This is a genomic window from Williamsia sp. 1135, assembly GCF_002095395.1.
Lineage (GTDB): Bacteria > Actinomycetota > Actinomycetes > Mycobacteriales > Mycobacteriaceae > Williamsia.
The window spans coordinates 208,843-229,992 of the sequence record NZ_MJEI01000106.1; the positions used below are offsets into that span (position 1 = coordinate 208,843).

Genomic DNA, 21,150 nt, shown 5'->3' on the forward strand with positions numbered 1-21,150 from the left:
TCCACGCCCGCCGTGCCCCGAGAAAGGTCACATGAGAATTTATCTGCCCGCCACGCTGTCGATGCTGGTGGCGCTCAACGAAGCCGGCGACTTCCGTCCGGTGGGAGGCACGGCGTTCGCCCTCACCCCCGCTCTGCGTGAATCGTATGTCGACGGTGACGACGAGGAACTCGCTGAAGCCGCGATCCGTGAGGCCGCGAGGGCGTCGCTGCGGCTCATCGCCGCCGACAGCGACGACGAGCCCGCCGAGTCTGCGGATGCACCGGCGTTACCCGCGCGTCGAGTTGTCATCGCCGCCGACGTCGAAGAGGTGAAGTTGCGGCCGGATCTCGATGCTGCGGTCGTGAAAGTCGGCGGACTGGTATCGCTTTCGGCTGTCGCCTCGATTCTTGTCGACGGCGCAGACGCCGAGGACAAGGTGATCAGGGCTGTCGCGTTGGTCGATTCCGCGGACCTCGGGGACGAGGACTCAGAGCTCGCCGTCGGCGACGTCGAAGACTTCGACCTGGGTTGGTACGCCACTCAGGAGCTTCCGTTCCTGCTCGAGCTGCTCTGACCGGGACAACGTCGGCGGTGACTGATGGTCCCAGGTGACCGACCTCATCTGGCGCGACGCCGTCGCCTAACCTACGGTTGCGTAGGTTAGCGTGACACGGGCTCGTCGAATGGAGGCATCAAGTGGGTTGGCGTGAACGATTGGAAGAGCCGGTACGGGACGTCGCGAGTCGCCACCGGGCGATGAACACCATTCGCGCGCTCGCGGCCCGGGTCACCACGCCACTGCTTCCTGACGACTACCTGCACCTGGCCAACCCGCTGTGGTCAGCGCGCGAGCTGCGCGGCAAGATCGTCGAGGTCCTGCCCGAGACCTCGGACTCGGCCACGATCGTCATCAAGCCGGGCTGGGGCTTCTCCTTCGACTATCAGCCCGGCCAGTACATGGGTATCGGCGTGCTCGTGGAGGGCCGCTGGACCTGGCGGTCGTATTCGCTGACGTCGGTGCCGCGCACCTCGGGTGAAGGGCGCAGCAAGCTGGTGTCGATCACGGTGAAGGCGATGGCCGAGGGGTTCCTCTCCGGCCACCTGGTGAACGGACTGGCGCCGGGGACGGTCGTGCGCCTGGCCGCACCGCAGGGCGAGTTCGTTCTCCCGGCAGAGCTTCCCGAGAAACTGCTCTTCGTCACCGCCGGAAGCGGCATCACACCGATCATGTCGATGTTGCGCACAATGGCCTCACGAAGGCAGCACACCGACGTCCAGTTGATCCACTCGGTTCCGACAGTCGATGACGTGATGTTCGGGCAAGAATTGAAGGAGCTCGAGGCGGAGGGTCTGTTGCGCGCGCACATTCAGCTGACCCGCACCGAGGGCAAGATCGACGACGCGCGGCTGGACGAGCTCGTCCCGGACTGGGCACAGCGACAGACGTGGGCGTGTGGTCCTGCGCCCCTACTGGATTCGCTGACCCACATGTGGACGCAGGCCGGCCTGCGCGATCACCTGCACATCGAACGGTTCGCGCTCGAGCGGGGAGAGGTCGGTGCCGAGGGTGGGACCATCACGTTCGCGACCACCGGCAAGACCACCACGGTCGACGGCGCAACGACGCTCATGGCGGCGGGAGAGGCAGCGGGGGTCCAGATGCCGTTCGGTTGCCGGATGGGCATCTGCCAGAGCTGTGTCGTCATGCTCGGCAAAGGCTGTGTGCGCGACCTCCGCAGTGGCGTCGAACATGTTGAGGGCGAACGTATTCAGACGTGTGTCAGCGTCGCCGCGGGCGACTGCACGCTCGAGGTCTGATCCGAACGCACAAACCCACCTCGTCTGGGCAAACCCACTCGTTGCAACGAGTGGGTTTGCCAAGAACGGGTGGGTTTGTTTGTGGTGCCGGGGTCTAGCGGGCGCTACCGGAACCGGTACGGCTGGTGCTGGTGCGACGGCTGCCGCCCTGGCCGGTGTGGCCGCGGGTGCGACCGTTCTCAGCGCGACCACCTTCTGATCGGGCGCTCTGTCCGCGGCCACGACCCTCGTAGGGTGCGGAGCCGTTGGCGGTCGGACGGGCCGGACGACGGCCGCCGCCGGAACGGCTGCTGCCGGGCGCCTTGGCGGTCCGGTTCGGAACGTTCGTGACTGCCGGGGGCGCCACCAGATCGGCAGGCTCGCCGACGAGTGTCTTGAGCTGCTCGGAATCGGAGGTCACCTTGATCGGGGTGGCCTTGATCGCGGCCTTGCGCAGCAGCTGCGACATGTCGCGGCGCTGTTCCGGCAGGGTCAGGGTGACCACGTCGCCTGCGCTGCCTGCGCGGGCAGTACGGCCCGAGCGGTGCAGGTAAGCCTTGTGCTCGGTGGGGGGATCGACGTGGACGACGAGCTCGACGTCATCGACGTGCACGCCGCGGGCTGCGACGTCGGTGGCGACGAGAACACGCGCCTTGCCGCTGGAGAAGGCCAGCAGGTTACGGTCGCGGGCACCCTGCGAGAGGTTGCCGTGCAGGTCGACGCTGGGGATGCCGGCATCGGTGAGCTGCTTGGCCAGCTTGCGGGCCTGGTGCTTGGTGCGCATGAACAGGATCCGACGGCCGCGGCCCGAAGCGAGGGCGAATACGACGCCCTTCTTCGAATCCTGGCCGGACACCTCGAAGATGTGGTGGGTCATCGCCGAGACGTGCGAGGTGGCCTCGTCGACCGAGTGCATGACCGGCTGATCCAGGAAGCGCTTGACCAGCTTGTCGACGCCGTTGTCCAACGTCGCCGAGAACAGCAGGCGCTGTCCACCGGTCGGGGTGGCGGTGAGGATGCGGGTGACGCCGGGCAGGAAGCCCAGGTCAGCCATGTGGTCGGCCTCATCGAGAACGGAGATCTCGACGCGGTCCAGACGCACGAGGCGCTGGCGCATGAGGTCTTCGAGCCGACCGGGGCAGGCCACGACGATGTCGACGCCGCCGCGCAGTGCAGAGGCCTGACGGCCCTGCGGCACGCCACCGAAGATGGTGGTCACGCTCAGGCCGAGGGCGGCTGCCATCGGCTGGACCACGGCGGTGATCTGCGTTGCGAGCTCGCGGGTGGGAGCAAGGATCAGGCCACGGGGGCGGCCTGCACCTGCAGAGGTGCCTTCAGCGAGACGAGCGACCATCGGGATGGCGAACGCCAGGGTCTTGCCGCTTCCGGTCTTACCGCGTCCGAGGACATCGCGTCCGGAGAGGCTGTCCGGCAGGGTGTCGGCCTGGATGGGGAAGGGGGCGGTGATGCCGCCGGCGGTCAGCACCTTCACCAGGCGCGGGGGTACGCCGAGGTCGGCGAACGACGCCGTGGCCGGGCTGGTTGCGGTGGAATTCAAAACAGGAGTCATCAAAAAATCACGTTTCCGTTTTACGCGGTGTCTCGAGCACGATTCACCGCTGGTGGGCGCGACTGCCGCACGCCTGGGCCGGTTCAAACTCGGCCACCGGTGTGGGTGGGCAGTAACGATCGCCGTGTGAATAGCTCAGTGGGTTTGATCGACTCATAAAGATGGCACCGAATCTCTCCGGCAGCCATATCACGAGGAAGCAGTTCCACGACGGTTCCGCGCATTTGGCGCGGAGTACCCGACAACTATAGCTCGCAGCTGGAGCAAAAGTGGACTCGGCGGAGGCGTGAGGTGAGTCTCACCCCACTGGACAACTTACGGTTCCGGAACCTACGATGGCGTAAGTTACGTACCCGTAGGTTGCTCTCAGCTTCGACGCTGACCCTCCGTGAAGAGTACCCAGAGGAGTTTTTTCGATGGCTATTTCCGACATTCCCGAGTACGCCCACCTGACCGACGCCGATGTCGAAGCGCTCGGCGCGGAGTTCGATGCCATCCGCCGCGACATCGAGGCCGACCGCGGTGAACGCGACGCCAAGTACATCCGCAACACCATCCGATTCCAGCGGACCCTCGAGCTGTCCGGCCGGGCCCTGCTCTTCGGTGCCCGCGACCGCAAGCTCTGGGCGCTGGGCGCCGGCGCTCTCGGTGTCTCCAAGATCGTGGAGAACATGGAGCTCGGCCACAACGTCATGCACGGACAGTGGGATTGGATGAACGACCCCGAGGTGCATTCGACCAGCTGGGAGTGGGACAACACCGGCCCGTCGGCGCACTGGAAGCACACCCACAACTACATCCATCACAAGTACACGAACGTCCTGGGCATGGATGACGACGTGGGCTACGGACTGATCCGGGTCACCCGCGACCAGCGGTGGAAGCCGTTCAACCTGGGCAACATCCCTTTCAACACGTTGCTTATGCTGTTCTTCCAGTACGGCGTCGCCGTCCAGCATCTCGAGCTCGGTCGCGTCGCCGCCGGCAAGCATCCGAATCCGGAGGCCTTCAAGAAGGACCTGAAGGACGTCGGTATCAAGGTCGGTAGGCAGATCAGCAAGGACTACGTCGTGTACCCCGCATTGGCCGGCGGTGCCAACCGGTCCTGGAATGCCTGGGGACGAGCGATGACCGCGACCTTCGTCGGCAACACCATCCGCAACATCTGGACCAACGCCGTGATCTTCTGCGGCCACTTCCCGGACGGCGCGGAGAAGTTCACCAAGCGCGACATGGAGAACGAGACACAGGCGCAGTGGTACTTGCGGCAGATGCTGGGCAGCGCGAACTTCCATGCCGGTAAGCCGATGGCCTTCATGAGCGGAAACCTCTGCTACCAGATCGAGCATCACCTGTTCCCCGATCTGCCGAGCAACCGCTTGGCCGAGATCTCGGTTCGGGTCCAGGCGCTGTGCGAGAAGTACGATCTGCCGTACACCACGGGACCGTTCCTGGTGCAGTACGGAAAGTCGTGGCGGACGATCGCCAAACTGTCGCTACCGAACAAGTACCTCAAGGCCACGGTTGACGACGCACCCGAAACCGCATCCGAGCGACGGTTCAAGAATGATCCCGAGCAGCGCCTCGTGGCGTCCATCGATCCTGCGACCGGTAAGCGCAGCGGTCTGCGCAGTGCGATCAAGAACCTTCGTCGCAAGCGGTCTCCGGTGACGAAACTGCGTCGCGCCCAGGCCGACGGCGTCCGGGCTGCGTGATCTGCGTCTCCGGTTCGCCAGTACGCCGGAACGTATGGACAATGAAACAACACATCACGTCCAGGCCTGCTGCGGCCGGGAACTACGCCGGCGAGGAGTAACCACGCGCAATGGCAATCACTGACATAAACGAATACGCGCATCTCACCGAAGCCGACGTCGAAGCACTCGGCGCCGAACTCGATGCTTTGCGACGCGAGATCGAATCCGATCGTGGAGTGCGCGACGCGCGGTATCTGCGTCGAACGATTGCGGCACAGCGGATTCTGGAGGCCGGCGGTCGACTGACCCTGCTGGGCAGTCGCAATCGCGGATTCTGGCTTGCGGGAACCGCGATGCTGTCGGTGGCCAAGATCATCGAGAACATGGAACTCGGCCACAACGTCATGCATGGCCAGTGGGACTGGATGAACGATCCAGAAATCCACTCGACGTCCTGGGAATGGGACATGGTCTGTGCCTCCGAACACTGGAAGCACTCCCACAACTACATCCATCACAAGTACACGAACGTGATCAACATGGATCACGACGTGGGTTACCGGCTGCTCCGGGTCACGCGCGACGAGCCGTGGCAGTGGAAGCACGCGACCCAACCGCTGGCGAATCTGCTGCTGGCGGCCACGTTCGAGTGGGGCATCGGCCTTCACGACCTGGAGATCAAGGAATATCTCGCCGGCAACAAGCCCAAAGAGATCGCTGTTCCCCAGATCAAGGCGTTCGGCAGGAAGGTGGCCCGGCAGCTGGCCAAGGACTATGTGATCTTCCCGCTGCTGTCCGGCAAAGCCGCCCGTCGCACGTTGACGGCCAACCTCACCGCCAACGTCGTCCGGAACTTCTGGGCCTACGTCGTCATCTTCTGCGGGCATTTCCCCGACGGCGCCGAGAAGTTCACGGAGGAGACACTGGTCGAGGAGACCCACGGTCAGTGGTATCTGCGGCAGATGCTCGGCACCGCGAACTTCAAGGCCGGACCCGCGATGGCGTTCATGAGTGGCAATCTCTGCTACCAGATCGAGCACCACCTCTACCCGGACCTGCCGTCCAACCGTTACGCCGAGATCGGCGTCCGGATCCGCGAGCTGTGCGAGAAGTACGACCTCCCGTACACCACGGGGTCGTTGTCTCGGCAGTACTGGCAGACATTCCGGACCATCAGCAAGCTGTCGCTGCCCGACCGGTTCCTCAAAGCGACCGCGGACGACGCGCCCGAGACCGCATCGGAGAAGAAGTTCACCGGTTTGCGGTCGGCTGCGGCCGTCCGGGGCAAGCAGTTGGCCGCCGCGGGTGAAGAGAAGCGAGCCGGTCTCAAGACCGCGATCGCTGAGGTTGCTGCCCGGCGAAAAGCAGTGCACGCCAGCTGATCCGCAAACGATCCACCTTTACGAAGACGCGCCACCTGTAGGTGGCTCGTCTTCTGATTTGCGGAGCGTTTGCGGGTCAGTCCCAGGGGTTGGCGACGCTGAGGGAGACGAGCAGTTCGCGCACCGCCATGGCGCGCCGGTGGTGCTGACCGGTCAGCGCGTCGAGGGCACATTCCGGGTCGGCCGGGGGACCGAAGTGGGTGCAGCCGCGTGGGCAGTTCTCGATCGCGGCGCTGAGGTCGTCGAACGCCCGGATGACGTCTTCGGGTCCGATGTGGGCGAGTCCGAATGACCGGATGCCCGGGGTGTCGACGGCCCAGCCGCCGCCGGGCAAGGGCAAGACAACCGACTGGGTCGACGTGTGCCGGCCCTTGCCTACCCCGGACACGACGGCCGTTGCCCGATAGGCGTCCGGGACGAGCCGGTTGATCAGCGTCGACTTGCCGACGCCACTGTGCCCGATCAAGGCGGTGATCTTGCCCGCCAGCAGTTCCTGAGCAGGCTCGATCGGATCGTCGCGGCCGGCGATCAGGACCGGCAAATCGAGATCGGCGAACGCGGCCCGGAACGAGTCGGGGTCGGCCAGGTCGCCCTTGGTCAGACACAACACCGGCGTGAGTCCGCCGACATACGCAGCAGCCAGGGCTCTTTCGACGAATCCGGTGCGTGGCGGGGGATCCGCAAGGGCCGTGACGATGAGGAGCTGGTCGGCATTGGCGACAACGATCCGCTCGTAGGGGTCTGTGTCGTCGGCGGTGCGTCGCAGGACGGTTCGGCGCTCGGCGACCCGCACGATGCGAGCGAGGGTGTCGGTCTTGCCGGACAGGTCACCGACGACAGACACGTCGTCGCCGACCACGATCGGGGTCCGTCCGAGTTCGCGTGCCCGCATGCACACCACCCGGGTGCTCGGATCTTCCTCGAGCACAACACCCCACCGGCCACGGTCGACCGAGACCACCATCGCGGTTTCGGCATCGTTGTGTTCCGGACGGGTCTTGGTACGCGGACGACTGCTCCTGCCCGGGCGCACCCGGACGTCGGACTCGTCGTACTGCCGCTTGCTCAACCGCGGATCATCCCGGCCCACATCGCAGGAAAGTCGGGGAGTGTCTTTTCGGTGGTCTGTACGTCGTCCACCTGGACACCGTCGGTCACCAGCCCGATCAGAGCGCCTGCGGTTGCCATGCGGTGATCTGCGTAGGCACGCCAGAGCCCGGCGTGCAGCGGTGCAGGATCGATGATCAGCCCGTCGGAGGTCTCGCTGCACCCACCGCCGAGCCTGGTGATCTCGGTGACCAGCGCGGCGAGGCGATCGGTCTCGTGCCCGCGCAGATGCGCGATCCCAGACAATTCCGAGCGCCCGTTGGCCAGGGCGCACATCGCGGCGACGGTCGGCGTCAGTTCGCCGACTGCGCTCATGTCCCAGGAAATACCCTGCAGCACATCAGGTCCGGTGATCGTCAGCATGCCGTCGATGACGACGCTCCGGCAGCCCATCGCCTCGAGGATGTCCACGATGACGGCTCCGGGCTGGGTGGTCCGCGCGGGCCACCGGGGCACGCTGATCTGCCCTCCGGTGACCGCCGCTGCGGCCAGGAATGCTGCTGCGTTCGACAGGTCGGGCTCGATCTGCCAGTCGACGGCGTGCACCGGCCCCGGGTCGATCCGCCAGCGGTCGGCAACCGTGGTGTCCACCACGACGCCTGCCTCGCCCAACATCTCGACAGTCATGTCGATGTGCGGCATCGACGGCACCGGCGCGCCGACGTGGTGGACCGTCAGACCGTCGGTGAAGCGTGTGCCCGAGAGCAGCAGCCCGGAGACGAATTGTGAGGACGCGGACGCGTCGACCGTGACGTCGCCACCCCGCACCGCCCCGGTGCCGCGGACGGTGAAGGGGAGCGCGCGGCCGTCGATGTCGACGCCGATGTCCGCCAGCGCGTCGAGGATCGTGTGGAGCGGACGGCTGCGGGCCTGCTCGTCGCCGTCGAACTCGACCTTGCCCTCTGCCAGGGCGGCGAGCGCGGGTACGAAACGCATGACCGTGCCGGCCAGTCCACAGTCGATGACGGCTCCGTGCATCGGTGCCGGCGTGATCGTGACGGTGGTGGGGTCGGCCGGTTCCGCCTCGACGCCGACACCGAGCGACTCGAGCGCGGTCAGCATGAGGTCGGTGTCGCGACTGCGCAGTGTCCCGGCCAGCGTCGAGGGGCCATCGGCATGCGCCGCCAGGATCAACGCCCGATTGGTGATCGACTTGCTACCGGGCAGGGTGACGGTGGCGTGCACTCGCGCCGGGGCGTACGGGGCATTCCATGCATTCACGTTGACAGTCTTTCATGTGGCCCGAGGTGCCCTGTTCGTCTCGCTGATCATGCCCCGTTCACCGCACAGATCTTGCCCCTGTCCGGCCGACGGCGACGAGTCTGCCGAATGACGGACAATCGGGGTTCTGACAGCGTTTTGCCCGCTATGTTCTTTTCATGAAACTTGCCCTTTCCCGTGGCGGCGCAGCGATCGCAGTCTGTGCGGCAGCACTTTTGACCCTGTCGGCATGTTCCGACGACTCGTCTGACAGCGCGGACTCTTCGGCGAGCGCCGCGCCCTCGAGCACCGCCGAGGCGGTCGCGGCGGAGCTGGACGCGCGAGCAGAGGACCTCATGCTCGCCGAGTCCGATTTCCCCGGCGGCGGTGAGTACGTCGTGCTGGACAAGGCGGCCATTGATGCCGACGAGGACTCCGACCCCGAGGTCACTCCCGCGAACTGTGCGGCCATCGTGGAGATGGACGAGGGCACCGACCAATTCGACAAGGCCAGGGTCGAGTACACCCTGACGGATGGCACCAGCATCGAGACCGAGGTGCTCCTCGGACAGAACGGCAGCCTCGACGACGTCGCGAGCGACATCGAGGCCTGCCCGGCGATGACCTTGCGTGGTCCAACCGACAACGGTGCAGAACTCGTCGCGGAGATGGAGAACTCCGTCGAAGACGTCGAAGGGAGCACGGTTCCGGCCAAGACCCTCGTGAGTACCGGCACCGCCACGGTCGGCGCCGACAGCGTGCCCATCACCATCCGGTCGACCGGCGCCTACGTGGACGGCACGACCGTGAGTGTTCAGGTCTCGCTGACCGGCGAGGGTGCCGCAAACTGGAACAGCGACGACGACGCGATCGTCGTCGATCTCCTCAACAAGCAAATCGCGAAGGTTCAGGAGGCCGCGGCCCAGTAGCCCGGTCACCGATCACAGACGACGGGCGCCCCTCGACTCGGTCGGGGGGGGCCTCGCCGTGTCGGTGATGTCGGTTCGCGGGTGGATAATGGGTCCCATGTGCGGGCGATACGCCACGACGGCGAGTACTTCTGATCTGGTTGCGGCCTTCGATGCCGCCTTGGCGGAGGACGACGCGAGCACGCTGGACCGACCGTCGTACAACGTCGCTCCGACCACGACGGTGCCGACGGTGCTCGAGCGAGCGGAGCGGTCTGATCCGGAAGATGCCGACTCCGAACCCGTCGTGACCCGGCAGCTGCGCCCCCTGCGCTGGGGCCTGGTGCCCAGCTGGGCGAAGGACCCCAAGATCGGTAGCCGCATGATCAACGCCCGCTCGGAGACCCTGACCGAGAAACCGTCGTTCAAGGCAGCAGCAGCGCGGCGGCGATGCATCCTTCCCGCGGCGGGATTCTTCGAGTGGACCAAGGATCCCGACGGAAAGAAGATCCCGTACTTCCTCCATGACCCCGACACCCCGATCCTGGGGTTCGCCGGGCTGTACGAATTGTGGCCCGACCCTGACAAGGCCAAGGACGATCCCGATCGATGGCTCTGGACCACCACGGTGATCACCCGGCCCGCGGCCGACGCCCTGGGGCACATCCACGACCGCACGCCGGTGATCGTCACGCCGGATCTGCAAGACCAATGGCTGGATTGCACCAGTGGAAAGGCCGATGTGGCCCGAGAACTGCTCGACGCCCTACCCGAACCCCACCTGGAGCCCTATCGGGTCTCGACCGATGTGAACAACGTCCGCAACAACCGTGCCGATCTCATCGAGCGCGTGTGAGCACCGGGCAACCCGCGACCAAACCGAACCCGTTCCAGGTCGTCAAGTACCTGCTCGGTCGTCCCCTCCCGGAATCGATGCGTGACTGGGTCGCTCGTGATGTGGTCGGACCGGGCAGCAGACGCCGCTACATCGTCCGAGGCGTACTGCCGTTCCTGCCGATCCTGCTCGCGTTCGCGCTGTTCGTTCCCGGCCCCTTCGTCTATCGCATCGGGATGATCGCGCTCCTGCTGGTCCCGCTGGTGTATTTCGAGATCGCGCTGATGGGTATCTATCGGCGTCATCTGCTGACCAGCAACGGACTCGACGGCAACCTCATCAACTTCAAGCAGCGGGCTCGGCGCGAGGTCACCCGCAACGAGTACGAGGCGAACTACCCGCGCAAGCCGGACTGAGCGAACCCGCTCAAGCCGTCACCAGCAGGCGGCCCGGGGCCGCTTTCGCCGCCACCGCGGCGTGGGCCTTCTCCACCTCGGCAAGAGGGAACTCGCCGGCGATGCGCAACGGGAGTCGCCCGGCTGCGACGTCGATCAGCAGTCCTGCCAATTCCGCGCCGTCGGCGTGGACGGAAACGGCCTCGACCTCGATCTCTCGTTCTGACGGTGGTACGGCGGCCGGGATCAAACCGACGTACTGGCCGGCGTCGACGATGAACGCGAAGAGATCGGTTCCGATGACGGCGGGGTCAAGCACCGCATCGAACCTTTGTCCCCGCACGTCTTCGAGCGATGTCGCGACGACGTCGGCGCCCGATTCCCGGAGGCGTTCGGCGTCGTCGGCTTTGCCCAGAGCAGTCACGGTGAGCCCCCGCCGGGCCGCGAGGGGTATGGCATAACTACCGACACCGCCCGACGAACCGGTGACCAGCAGGGTCTTGACCTGCGGACCCAGCAAGGCGATGGCCTGGGCCGCAGTCTGGGCGATCAGTGGTACCGCAGCGGCACGGGTGAGGTCGAGGCCGGCCGGCAGGGGTGCGATCGCATCGGCGTTCAGAACCACTTGTTCGCTGTACGTTCCGATGTCGGCGTCGAATCCGGTGCGCAACCCGACGACCTCGTCACCGGGACGGAATGCTCCGACCTCGGCCCCGACGGCGTCAACGACTCCAGAGACGTCCCATCCGATCCCGACGACAGCGTCCGTTGGGAGCAGGCCGAGGTTGTGGAACATGCCGTCCGCGGTGGCCACATCCACCGGGTTGACCGCGGCGGCCCGTACCCGGATCCGCACTTGCCCGGTGCCGGGTTCTGGAGTGGCGATGTCGGTGACCCGCAGGTCCTGGTTCCCCGTGGTGAGTACTGCGCGCATGAGATGTCCTTTTCATCGGATGAATGACTCTTGCGAAAACCACCCTGCCGCTGGCACTCTCTATTGGGAAGTAGGCACCTGAAAGTGCGTAACTGACCTGAAAGTGAGCCCTGATGCCCACCACCACCGCGTCCGCACGCAGAGATCAGGCAAAACGCGAGTACGACGCGTATGTGGCCGCATGTCCGAGCCGAATGCTCTTGGACCGGGTGAGTGACAAATGGGTGTCGCTGGTGCTGGTCGCACTCGGTGACGGGACCCTGCGATATTCAGAGCTCTCCCGCCGATTGGCAGGGGTCAGTCAGAAGATGCTGACGCAGACTCTGAGAGCACTAGAGCGAGACGGCTTGGTCGAACGCAACGTGACCGCGAGTGTGCCGGTGCGGGTGGACTACTCGCTGACACCCTTGGGAGATTCGTTGCGGGAGTTGATGTACGGGGTCAAGCTGTGGGCCGAATCCAACATGGATGAGGTGTTCGAGGCGCGAGCCCGCTACGACGAGCGGTGACCTTCAGGCGAGGATGTCGCCGACGACGGCGGCGCACACCCTGATGAGGTCGTCCGGGGCGAGTTCGATCTCCAGGCCGCGCTTCCCGGCGCTGCAGAACACGGTGTCCCACAGGTGCGCGCTGTCGTCGATGACTGTCGGGAGTGTCTTCTTCTGGCCGACGGGCGAGACACCGCCGAGTACATAACCGGTCACCCGCATGACGTCCTTCGGGTCGGCCATCGTCGCTTTTCCGGTGAGGTTCAAGGCTGCGGCGGCCGACTTGAGCGACAACCGTTCGGGAACCGGGATCACTGCCACCGCAAGCGTGCCCCCGACGTCGATGACGAGCGTCTTGAAGATCTGTTCAGGTACGGCCCCGACGCCGGCCATGTGCTCGACGGCCTCAGGTCCCCACGCCCCGTCCGAGGTGGTCGCGTACTTGTGAACACGGTGGTTGACGCCGCCCAGGTCCAGAGCCTTGATCGCCGCTGTTGCCGCCATAGCCGGTCATTCTCCCAGGCGATTTAGATGCAGCGTCGGCGAAAGTGGACATATCCGGAACAAGCCACCTCGGCGCGGTGTTGAGTCATCTGCGAAGGAGGTGTGGTGTGCACAGTAACTCGGAACAGACCGGGTCGGTAGGCTTGCTCGACAGACTTGATTTTCCCGCGGGTCTTGAAGGGATTGTCGTGACAGAAGCCGAAGCCACAGCCGAGACACCGGAAGAGCAATTCGCCCGATTCGAGCGTGATGCGCTGCCGTTGCTCGATCAGATGTACGGAGCCGCATTGCGCATGACGCGCAATCCCGCGGACGCAGAAGATCTGGTGCAAGAGACCTATGTGAAGGCGTTCACCGCCTTCAAATCGTTCAAGGCCGGTACCAACCTGAAGGCGTGGTTGTACCGCATCCTGACGAACACCTACATCAACGGGTATCGCAAGCGGCAACGACAGCCTGCGCAGTATCCCACCGATGAGATCACCGACTGGCAGTTGGCCGCGACGGCGGAGCACACCTCCACCGGGTTGCGATCAGCCGAGATCGAAGCGCTCGACGCGCTGCCGGACGACGACATCAAGGCAGCTTTGCAGGAGTTGCCCGAAGACTTCCGGATGGCTGTGTACTACGCCGACGTGGAGGGGCTGCCCTACAAGGAGATCGCCCAGATCATGGACACCCCGATCGGAACCGTCATGTCGCGTCTGCACCGTGGCCGTAAGCAGCTGCGGGAACTGCTCGGCGACGTCGCGCGCGAGCGTGGATTCAACAGAGGAACTCCCGGCCGAGGCGCCGGCGGCCAGGCCGACCAGGAACAGGAGATTGCCCGATGAGCACCGGAGACGTAGCGGGCAGCGGATCGCCCGAAGAGATCGATGAAACCGAGCGGCTCGATTGCTCGGCGGTGATCGCGGACGTCTGGCTGCTGCTGGACAACGAGTGCGACACGCACGCACGCGCACGCCTGCAATCGCATATCGACACGTGCGCACCCTGCCTCGAGCACTACGGCATCGAGCAGCAATTGAAGAGCCTGGTCAGCCGCAAGTGTGGCGGCGAGCAAGCTCCTGCCGGTCTGCGAGAGCGGCTGACCCTGGAAATTCGAAAGACCGTGATCATCCGCGAGACGCGCGGATAGTTTTCACTTCCTTCGCGCGCGCGGGACGATCACGGCCTGACAAAAGGGCCGAGCCCCGGTGAGGACCAACACCGATCAGGCGTTGGGACGCTTACCGTGGTTCGCGGCGTTCTTCTTGCGGGCCCGCTTCTTACGTCCACGCTTTCCCATGGCAGTCTCCTTCCGACAGCGATCCATTGTGACACGAGGAGTGGCATCGGCTGAAATGCGGCGACGCCTGCGGAGAAGCCCGGAGGACGCGGCCCGTGGAAACCGGGCGGCGCCGTTGCGATGAATCTGCTGCGCGCTTCGGTGCGATAGGTTGATACCGGAAAACCAACTCCGGGAGGATGGCGATGTCAGAAGAGGTCGTGGCAGAGATTGTGGCGAGCGTTCTCGAAGTGGTCGTCACCCCCGGTCAGACGGTGGATGCAGGCGACACTTTGGTGCTGCTGGAATCGATGAAGATGGAGATCCCGGTGCTGGCCGAAGAGGCGGGCACGATCACCGAGGTCAAGGTCAAGGTGGGCGAGGTCATCCAGGCCGGAGACCTCATCGCCGTCATCGAGAACTGAGAACGGCGGGAGAATTGAGAACCGCGGACCACTGAGACGTAGGTCCCGTTCCTGATGTCGACTCTGTCCGAGCTTCTCGCCGAGCACACCGAGCTGATCGGCTCCGCAGGTGCTCACCTGCAACGGGTGGTGGCCGAATGGCAACTCCTCGCCGATCTCTCGTTCGCGGACCTGCAATTGTGGGTGCATTCGCAGCGCAGCACCACCAAGGCAGACGGCGATGACGCCACGCAGATGGTGTGCGTCGCGCAGTGTCGCCCCAATACAGCGCCAACGGTCTTCCCAGCCGATGTGGTGGGTACCTCGATAGCCGTCGGTGACAATCCACAGGTTTTCGGAGCCTTGGCTTCCGGACGCATCCTGCGCGAGGAGGATCCGACCTGGGTGGGTTCGGTGGCGATCCGGCGAGAAGCAGTCCCGGTCCGGTTCGACGGCGCGGTGATCGCGGTTCTCGCCCGGGCGATCAATCTCACGCAGCCACGACTGCCCTCACCACTCGAGGTGTCCTACCAGGACTGCGCCAACGACCTGTGCCAGATGGTGTCCGAGGGGACCTTTCCGCAGTACGAGGGCAATCCTCGCGGCCTGTCGACCCCGAGGGTGGGCGACGGCCTCATTCGTGTCGACCAACACGGTGTCGTGCAGTACGCGAGCCCCAACGCACTGTCGGCCTACCACCGCATGGGGTGGAACTCCGAACTCGGTGGAAACGATCTCGCGGACGTCACCGTCTCTCTGCTGACCGACCCTTTCGAGTCGGAAGAGGCCGCTGCGATGTTGCGGGCCGCCGTTGCCGGCGAGGCCGGAATGCGGATCGAGGCGGACGCCCACCGTGCGACCGTACTCATCCGGGCGGTGCCGCTCCGGCCGCGGGGCGCCCTCGTGGGTGCGGTCGTCCTCGTGCGCGACGTGACCGAGGTCAAACGTCGGGATCTCGCGTTGATCAGCAAAGACGCGACGATTCGCGAGATCCACCACCGCGTGAAGAACAATTTGCAGAGTGTGTCTGCGCTACTCCGGCTCCAGGCACGGCGGACCTCCAACGCGGAGGCAAAGCAGGCGCTCGGCGAGGCCGTCCGTCGGGTGGCGTCCATAGCGCTGGTCCATGAGCTGCTGTCAGGGAGTGTGGACGAGGAAGTCGACCTCGACGTCGTGATCGACCAGCTGGTGCCCGTGATGGCTGATGTGGCCTCCGGGGGCAGTCAGGTCACCGTGCGGCGGATCGGCAAGATCGGCGTTCTGAAATCTGATCTCGCGATGCCGATGGTGATGGTGCTGACCGAATTGATCCAGAACGCGGTGGAGCACGGTTTCGCTCCGGAACAGTCCGGGCGGGTGCTCATCGATACCTCGCGAAGCACCCGTGAGCTTGTCATCACCGTGCACGACAACGGAATCGGGTTGCCGGACGGCTTCGACCCGTCGAAGTCGGACCGGCTGGGACTGCAGATCGTGCACACCCTGGTGCAGATCGAACTTGCGGGTCAGCTCGAACTGCGAGGCGGTCTTCAGGGTGGCACCGACGCGGTCCTGACCGTACCGTTGCGCTGAATTGCGTTGCAGCCCCGAGTGATTCCGAGCACATCGCGCGAAATCCTTCAGGCCCCAGAACAACACAAACCCGGTGGCTTGTGCCACCGGGTTGGTTGTCTGTTTGGTGGTCTCTGGGCTGTGACCACCCTCTCGGTTGCTAGACCGAGCTGCGGGTGCGGCTGCGTGCGTTACGCCGCTTGAGCGCACGACGCTCGTCTTCGCTCATCCCGCCCCAAACGCCTGCGTCCTGTCCCGACTCCAGTGCCCATGTGAGGCAATCAGCTGTAACCGCGCAGCGGTTGCAGACGAGCTTCGCATCAGCAATTTGCGCGATAGCCGGGCCACTGTTTCCCACCGGGAAGAACAGCTCCGGATCCTCGTCGCGACAAATTGCGTTGTGACGCCAGTCCATCCTACTGCTCCTTCAGGCGCCTCTTCGCGCCGCTCGTAACCGTCAGTTCATGTGTGCGTAGGTTTTGTTTCCGCACTGTTGCTTGTGAATACTTTCACGAATCCAGATGAAGTCAATGGTGCTGCGTTAACACGTGGGCAATGTCACTGTGTAGGGGGTGCCTTCATGGGTCCACCCACCTTTGTACTACTCTGCCGCCGGTTACGCCCGTGATTACGGCAGAAACCGGGTGTGACCTCGGACTCCTCCTGTGTGAAGAGTCACTGTTTCACGATTTGGGAGCGACAACCTCGACCGCGGCGGCCCGGCAATGCACCGTCAACGCGGTCCGTGTTCCAAGGTATTCGCCATCCATCTGCATGTCGATGGGTTCAGTGCTGGTGATTTCCACGGCGTCCACATCGTCGGCCCGCAGCAGATGCCGAACATGGGGTGTGGATCGCTTCGAGAGGAGTTGCCGTGCGAGCGGCAGGTTGCGGATCGGGTTCATCGACCGCGAGGCGAAGACGCCGAGACGGTTGTCGAAGTTGGTGCCGGGGTTGGTCTCGATGGGCCGGGTACCCAGATAGGTCCAAGGGCTCGCGTTCGAGACGAAGGCGAAGTGCACCCCGTCGACGGGATCGGCGTCGGGTATCCGGACGGTCAGCGTCGGTTTGTCGCGCGCAGCGCCGATGAAGGTCCGCACTGTCGTCCAGAAGTATCGTCCCGCCGTGGCCTGATGTCCGGCCGTGCGCTGCTCTTCGATCGACTTGATGACCCGGGCGTCCACACCGAGTCCGGCATTGAACAGGAACCACCGATTGTCGGTGTGCCCCAAGCTGACTCGCCGTCGCTGGCCGGCTGCGAGCAGATCCACGAGCTGCGCGGTCGCCTTGAGTGGGTCCGGGTCTATGCCCAGGGCGCGCGCGAAGACGTTTGCGCTACCGCCCGGAACCACGGCGAGAGCGGGTGATGGAGGACCGGCGGCCGGCACGTCGGGGGAGTCGAGCAGTCCGTTGACGACTTCGTTGACGCTGCCGTCGCCTCCGTGCACGACCACGACGTCATATCCTTCGGCCCGAGCAATCGCCGCCAGTTCGCCCGCATGACCACGATGCGTGGTGTGCTCCACCGTGACGTCGAATCCGGTCGAGGTGGTGACCGCGTCGCCGGGGCGTCGAAGCGATGCGGTCAGGGTGTCACGCAGCGCGTCCCGGCCGGCCTCGGTGGTCGAGGTGGCGAAGGGGTTGACGATCAGCATCGCGCGCACGAGAAGTGAGCCTAGCGGCAGACCACGCGGTCGTCCCCTTTCCGCTGCGTGTGTAGCCCTTCGCAGTCCTCTGGCGGAGGTGCGCTCGGCTGCAACCACTACGCTGGTCCGCGTGTCTGAAACTCCTCCTCCCCTCAATGTCCGCCGTGCCGGCGCGATAGTCACACTCGAAGGAGTGCTCGCTGTCGGGGCCGCGATCTGGATGGTGGTCAGGGAGCTGATGGGTCACAAAGAAGACTTCATCAGCGGTTATGGCACCGCGGCGTGGTTCGCGATCCTCGGTGGCGGCGTGTTGGCAGGCGGTGTCGCGCTGCTGACCGGGCGGCGCTGGGGTCGTGCGATCGCGGTGGTCGCACAGATCCTGCTCTTACCCGTCGCGTTCGCACTGATGACCGACAGCAACCTCCCGCTGATCGGCACTCCGCTGCTCGTGGTCCTCGTCGCGGCGCTGGTCTGTCTGTTCAGCCCGTCGGCGATGAAGTGGTTTGCGGCGGCATATGAGATCGACCCTCCGGCAGCGGACGTGGACGACTCCGCGCCGCAGTTGAAGAAGTCACCCGCGAAGAAGAAGAAGCGTCCCTGACCGGTTCGAGGCCCTGATCGCTCGTCGAGTAGGTCAGACCGTCGTGCGGACATGCGCCGGACGCCCGGCGTCCACGTAGTCGGCGCTGCGATAGCCGGTGATCCCCATCGACTGGATCTGCCGGGTCTCGCCGTCGAAGCCGAGGACCGCCACCGACGCCGGGAGCATGGCGAAATGCGCACCGAACTCGACAGGCGAACCGATCCAGCGGGCGAGCAGTGATCGGGAGAAGTGCCCGTGCCCGATCACGACGACGGACCTGGTGAGCAGGCAATCCAGGAGCTCGTCGATGACGCTGTCCATCCGGTCGCTCATCTGCCCGGGCGATTCTCCGCCAGGGCCGCCCCGGTTCCATACGGTCCACCCTGGATCGGTCTCGCGGATCTGCGGCGTGGTCAGTCCCTCATAGGTGCCGTAGTCCCACTCGGAAAACTCCTCGCCGGTGCGGCTGATCTCCAGTCCCGCCAATTCTGCAGTGTGCATGGCACGCCGGCGTGGAGAGGAGAGCACCAGTGGGTCGGTCAGCAGGAGTTCGTCGAGCGGTTCGCGCAGGCTCTTCGCCTGTTCTTCGCCGAGTTCGGTGAGGGCGATGTCACTCGATCCGGTGTGTCTGCCGGTCTTGGACCACTCCGTTTCGCCGTGTCGGATGAGGATGAGGCGATGAATGGCCGAGGCGGAAGCAGTCACTCCAGACATTCTGCCCGGTTGACGCATAGGGTCAAGGAAACGCAGAGTACTGCTCGAGGCGAAGGGGGTCAGGGAATGAGCAAGATACTTGCTGTGGCGAATCAAAAGGGTGGGGTCGCCAAGACCACCACGGTTGTCTCACTGGGTGCGGCGTTGGCCGACATGGGACTGTCGGTGTTGGTGGTCGATCTGGATCCGCAAGGGTGCCTTACCTTTTCGTTGGGGCATGATCCGGACAAATTGTCCATTTCGGTCCATGACGTCCTGCTGGGTGAGGGTGCCATCGCCGATACCCTGCTCGACACGGAAGACAAGGTGTCGCTGCTGCCGGCAACCATCGACCTCGCGGGTGCCGAGGCGCTGTTGCTGATGCGGCCGGGCCGCGAGTACGCGCTCAAGCGCGCGCTCAAGACCGTCGAGGGCGACTACGACGTGATCATCATCGACTGCCCGCCCTCGCTCGGGGTGCTCACGCTCAACGGGTTGACCGCCGCCGACGAGGTGATCGTTCCCTTGCAGTGCGAGACGCTGGCACACCGTGGGGTCGGGCAGCTGCTGCGGACGGTGACCGAGGTCCAGCAGATCACCAACCCCGACCTCCAACTGTTGGGAGCGCTACCGACGCTGTACGACGCGCGCACCACCCACAGCCGCGACGTGCTGGCCGATGTGTCCGACCGCTACGACCTACCGGTGCTGTCGCCGGCGATACCACGCACGGTGAAGTTCGCCGAGGCCTCGGCATCGGGTGTCAGCGTGCTGGGAGGCCGTAAGAACAAGGGGTCGCAGGCGTACCGCGAGCTCTCCGAGAACCTGTGGAAGCACTGGAACGGTGACGCAGATCTGGTGACGATCGAAGCGGTCTGACGGGAACCGCCTGGCCGGGCCGACAAAAGCACACGTTCGAGTCAAAACCACACGTTACAACGTGTGGTTTTGGCTCAAACGTGTGTATTTGCAGCAGCTTTCGGCTACGGGCTGAGCACTGAGACGGTCGAACCCCACTGCTGCACGAGGTCATCGCCGATCACGCCGAGCGTGATCACCCCGCCGGTGTAGCCATCTCGGGGTACCGGGATCGACCGGATCGGCTGACCGTCGACGAGCTTGTGTTCGCTGATCCCGGTGGCACTCGGGAGCAGCAGTGAACCTGCCATCACAACTCCCGGTCCCAGCGTCTCGGGGACCTGGAAGCGGGCTTGCAGGGTCTCGGCGTCGAGCACGACGGTTGCCTTGCCCGTCCAGAACGTGACGATGCCGTCGCCGCTGATGGGTTTGCTCTCGGCGCCGACGGGACCTCCCAGCAGGGAGGTGCGGTTCTGCAGTGTTCCGTCGAACGCGTAGGTCTCGAGCATGGGCTCGGGGGAGGACACGTACACCGCGACGCTGTTGCTCCCCACCGCGACGACGCGAGGTGGCGAACCGAGATCTCCGGTGATCAGGGTCGAGCCGAACTCTTCGAGTTTCTCGTTGCTGTCGAGGGTGGATCCGAGCACGGTGAGGCGGTAACCCGGTTCGATTCCGCAACGCTCGACGATGGCGACCTTGGGGCTGCCGATGGCGCTCGAGACGAGCTCACAACCCGATCGTGGTTGCGATCCGGGATTGACCGGGGCGTCGACCCGGCCGTATTCGATGGTCCGAACCAGGTCGCTGCGCCAGATCTCGAGTCTCGTATCGCCCTGCGCCAGAAAGTAATCCCGGTCGAAACTGAAGTCGAGGGAGTTGTCGGCGTCGCTGCTACGCGTTGTCGCGCGCTTGCCCGTCGAGCCGAACAACGCAGTGACCTCACTGCAACCGCGGGAGTTGCGATATACCGCGATCGCGTAGTCACGACCGGACGCGCTCCAACCGGACACCCCGCACAGCGGGAGGTCTCGACGGTACGACCAGAGCTGACGGCCGGACGTCGCGTCGTGGCCCACGACGGTTTCGCCGTCACCCGTGACGACGACGCCCCCGACGATGACCGGCCCGGCCGTGGCGTCGCTGGCGGCCCGCCATGCCTCGGAGTACGAGGCCGGCACCGCGGTCGCCGACGCGGGCGGCGCCGCAGCGACCGGGGACGGGTCGGACTCGGTGTTCTCCACCGAACTGGAGGCCCAGATGGCCACGCCGGCGACGATGACGACCGCCACGATGACGGCGACGATCAACAGGTCGACCGGCGTGCGCCGCTCAGGCTTGAGCACGTC

General features: G+C 65.0%; 23 protein-coding genes. 14 read left to right on the forward strand and 9 right to left on the reverse strand.

Features of this window, described 5'->3' with window-relative positions:
- Positions 1 to 31 precede the first annotated feature (31 nt).
- Both BFL43_RS25535 and BFL43_RS25540 read left to right on the forward strand, forming a co-directional pair.
- Positions 32 to 556, forward strand: coding sequence for a hypothetical protein (locus BFL43_RS25535; RefSeq protein WP_084895982.1), 525 nt, complete (start codon positions 32 to 34; stop codon positions 554 to 556).
- Between the two features lie 122 nt (positions 557 to 678).
- Positions 679 to 1,800: a ferredoxin reductase gene (locus BFL43_RS25540; protein WP_084895984.1), complete on the forward strand. Its 1,122-nt coding sequence runs from the start codon at positions 679 to 681 to the stop codon at positions 1,798 to 1,800.
- A gap of 94 nt (positions 1,801 to 1,894) precedes the next feature.
- Here BFL43_RS25540 and BFL43_RS25545 read toward each other — a convergent pair whose 3' ends face one another.
- Positions 1,895 to 3,349 (reverse strand): DEAD/DEAH box helicase, encoded by a 1,455-nt coding sequence (locus BFL43_RS25545; RefSeq protein ID WP_084895986.1) that lies wholly within the window; start codon positions 3,347 to 3,349, stop codon positions 1,895 to 1,897.
- Between the two features lie 416 nt (positions 3,350 to 3,765).
- Between BFL43_RS25545 and BFL43_RS25550 the strand changes: the two genes are divergently transcribed.
- Both BFL43_RS25550 and BFL43_RS25555 read left to right on the forward strand, forming a co-directional pair.
- Positions 3,766 to 5,064 (forward strand): fatty acid desaturase, encoded by a 1,299-nt coding sequence (locus BFL43_RS25550; RefSeq protein WP_084895988.1) that lies wholly within the window; start codon positions 3,766 to 3,768, stop codon positions 5,062 to 5,064.
- Positions 5,065 to 5,174: 110 nt separating this feature from the next.
- Entirely contained in the window at positions 5,175 to 6,428 is a 1,254-nt protein-coding gene (locus BFL43_RS25555) for a fatty acid desaturase (RefSeq protein ID WP_084895990.1), read from the forward strand.
- A 76-nt stretch (positions 6,429 to 6,504) separates the two neighbouring features.
- Here the strand turns inward: BFL43_RS25555 and rsgA are convergent, their stop codons facing one another.
- Positions 6,505 to 7,497: a ribosome small subunit-dependent GTPase A gene (rsgA, locus tag BFL43_RS25560; RefSeq protein ID WP_084896183.1), complete on the reverse strand. Its 993-nt coding sequence runs from the start codon at positions 7,495 to 7,497 to the stop codon at positions 6,505 to 6,507.
- Positions 7,494 to 8,756, reverse strand: coding sequence for a 3-phosphoshikimate 1-carboxyvinyltransferase (gene aroA, locus BFL43_RS25565; RefSeq protein WP_084895992.1), 1,263 nt, complete (start codon positions 8,754 to 8,756; stop codon positions 7,494 to 7,496). Before aroA ends, rsgA begins: the two co-directional genes overlap by 4 nt.
- Positions 8,757 to 8,914: 158 nt before the next feature.
- Between aroA and BFL43_RS25570 the strand changes: the two genes are divergently transcribed.
- The 3 genes from BFL43_RS25570 to BFL43_RS25580 all read left to right on the forward strand — a co-directional run bounded on the left by BFL43_RS25570 (position 8,915) and on the right by BFL43_RS25580 (position 10,894).
- On the forward strand, positions 8,915 to 9,664 hold the full coding sequence (locus BFL43_RS25570) for a hypothetical protein (protein WP_143695555.1): 750 nt from the start codon (positions 8,915 to 8,917) through the stop codon (positions 9,662 to 9,664).
- Positions 9,665 to 9,761: 97 nt separating this feature from the next.
- Positions 9,762 to 10,499, forward strand: coding sequence for an SOS response-associated peptidase (locus tag BFL43_RS25575; RefSeq protein ID WP_084895996.1), 738 nt, complete (start codon positions 9,762 to 9,764; stop codon positions 10,497 to 10,499).
- Positions 10,496 to 10,894, forward strand: coding sequence for a DUF5313 family protein (locus BFL43_RS25580; protein ID WP_084895998.1), 399 nt, complete (start codon positions 10,496 to 10,498; stop codon positions 10,892 to 10,894). Before BFL43_RS25575 ends, BFL43_RS25580 begins: the two co-directional genes overlap by 4 nt.
- Before the next feature lie 10 nt (positions 10,895 to 10,904).
- Here BFL43_RS25580 and BFL43_RS25585 read toward each other — a convergent pair whose 3' ends face one another.
- Positions 10,905 to 11,807, reverse strand: coding sequence for an NADP-dependent oxidoreductase (locus tag BFL43_RS25585; RefSeq protein WP_084896000.1), 903 nt, complete (start codon positions 11,805 to 11,807; stop codon positions 10,905 to 10,907).
- Between the two features lie 113 nt (positions 11,808 to 11,920).
- Between BFL43_RS25585 and BFL43_RS25590 the strand changes: the two genes are divergently transcribed.
- Complete coding sequence (locus tag BFL43_RS25590; RefSeq protein WP_084896002.1) at positions 11,921 to 12,316, forward strand: helix-turn-helix domain-containing protein; 396 nt, start codon at positions 11,921 to 11,923, stop codon at positions 12,314 to 12,316.
- 3 nt (positions 12,317 to 12,319) lie between these two features.
- On the opposite strand, the gene BFL43_RS25595 is transcribed toward BFL43_RS25590, so the two are convergent.
- On the reverse strand, positions 12,320 to 12,799 hold the full coding sequence (locus BFL43_RS25595; protein WP_084896004.1) for an aminoacyl-tRNA deacylase: 480 nt from the start codon (positions 12,797 to 12,799) through the stop codon (positions 12,320 to 12,322).
- 143 nt (positions 12,800 to 12,942) lie between these two features.
- Here BFL43_RS25595 and BFL43_RS25600 point away from each other — a divergent pair, with 143 nt between their 5' ends.
- The 4 genes from BFL43_RS25600 (at position 12,943) to BFL43_RS25615 (ending at position 16,042) form a co-directional block, all read left to right on the forward strand.
- Positions 12,943 to 13,632, forward strand: a complete 690-nt coding sequence (locus BFL43_RS25600; RefSeq protein WP_276206122.1) for a sigma-70 family RNA polymerase sigma factor — start codon at positions 12,943 to 12,945, stop codon at positions 13,630 to 13,632.
- The gene (rsrA, locus tag BFL43_RS25605) at positions 13,629 to 13,937 is read left to right on the forward strand and encodes a mycothiol system anti-sigma-R factor (protein ID WP_084896007.1); all 309 of its coding nucleotides are present in this window, start codon (positions 13,629 to 13,631) and stop codon (positions 13,935 to 13,937) included. The genes BFL43_RS25600 and rsrA overlap by 4 nt, the downstream gene beginning before the upstream one ends.
- A gap of 335 nt (positions 13,938 to 14,272) precedes the next feature.
- Positions 14,273 to 14,491 (forward strand): biotin/lipoyl-binding carrier protein, encoded by a 219-nt coding sequence (locus tag BFL43_RS25610; protein WP_084834957.1) that lies wholly within the window; start codon positions 14,273 to 14,275, stop codon positions 14,489 to 14,491.
- Between the two features lie 54 nt (positions 14,492 to 14,545).
- Positions 14,546 to 16,042, forward strand: a complete 1,497-nt coding sequence (locus BFL43_RS25615; protein WP_084896009.1) for a histidine kinase N-terminal domain-containing protein — start codon at positions 14,546 to 14,548, stop codon at positions 16,040 to 16,042.
- 139 nt (positions 16,043 to 16,181) lie between these two features.
- Here the strand turns inward: BFL43_RS25615 and BFL43_RS25620 are convergent, their stop codons facing one another.
- Positions 16,182 to 16,436 carry a WhiB family transcriptional regulator gene (locus tag BFL43_RS25620; RefSeq protein WP_084896011.1) on the reverse strand — a complete coding sequence of 85 codons (255 nt, stop codon included), beginning with the start codon at positions 16,434 to 16,436 and terminating at the stop codon, positions 16,182 to 16,184.
- Positions 16,437 to 16,704: 268 nt separating this feature from the next.
- Positions 16,705 to 17,685, reverse strand: coding sequence for a diacylglycerol kinase family protein (locus tag BFL43_RS25625; RefSeq protein ID WP_084896012.1), 981 nt, complete (start codon positions 17,683 to 17,685; stop codon positions 16,705 to 16,707).
- A 112-nt stretch (positions 17,686 to 17,797) separates the two neighbouring features.
- On the opposite strand from BFL43_RS25625, the gene BFL43_RS25630 reads away from it, so the two are divergent.
- The gene (locus BFL43_RS25630; RefSeq protein WP_084896184.1) at positions 17,798 to 18,268 is read left to right on the forward strand and encodes a hypothetical protein; all 471 of its coding nucleotides are present in this window, start codon (positions 17,798 to 17,800) and stop codon (positions 18,266 to 18,268) included.
- 33 nt (positions 18,269 to 18,301) lie between these two features.
- Here BFL43_RS25630 and BFL43_RS25635 read toward each other — a convergent pair whose 3' ends face one another.
- Entirely contained in the window at positions 18,302 to 18,964 is a 663-nt protein-coding gene (locus tag BFL43_RS25635; RefSeq protein WP_084896014.1) for an acid phosphatase, read from the reverse strand.
- A 66-nt stretch (positions 18,965 to 19,030) separates the two neighbouring features.
- Between BFL43_RS25635 and BFL43_RS25640 the strand changes: the two genes are divergently transcribed.
- On the forward strand, positions 19,031 to 19,822 hold the full coding sequence (locus BFL43_RS25640; RefSeq protein WP_084896016.1) for an AAA family ATPase: 792 nt from the start codon (positions 19,031 to 19,033) through the stop codon (positions 19,820 to 19,822).
- A 104-nt stretch (positions 19,823 to 19,926) separates the two neighbouring features.
- On the opposite strand, the gene BFL43_RS25645 is transcribed toward BFL43_RS25640, so the two are convergent.
- Positions 19,927 to 21,147, reverse strand: coding sequence for a hypothetical protein (locus BFL43_RS25645; protein ID WP_084896017.1), 1,221 nt, complete (start codon positions 21,145 to 21,147; stop codon positions 19,927 to 19,929).
- Between the last annotated feature and the right edge of the window lie 3 nt (positions 21,148 to 21,150).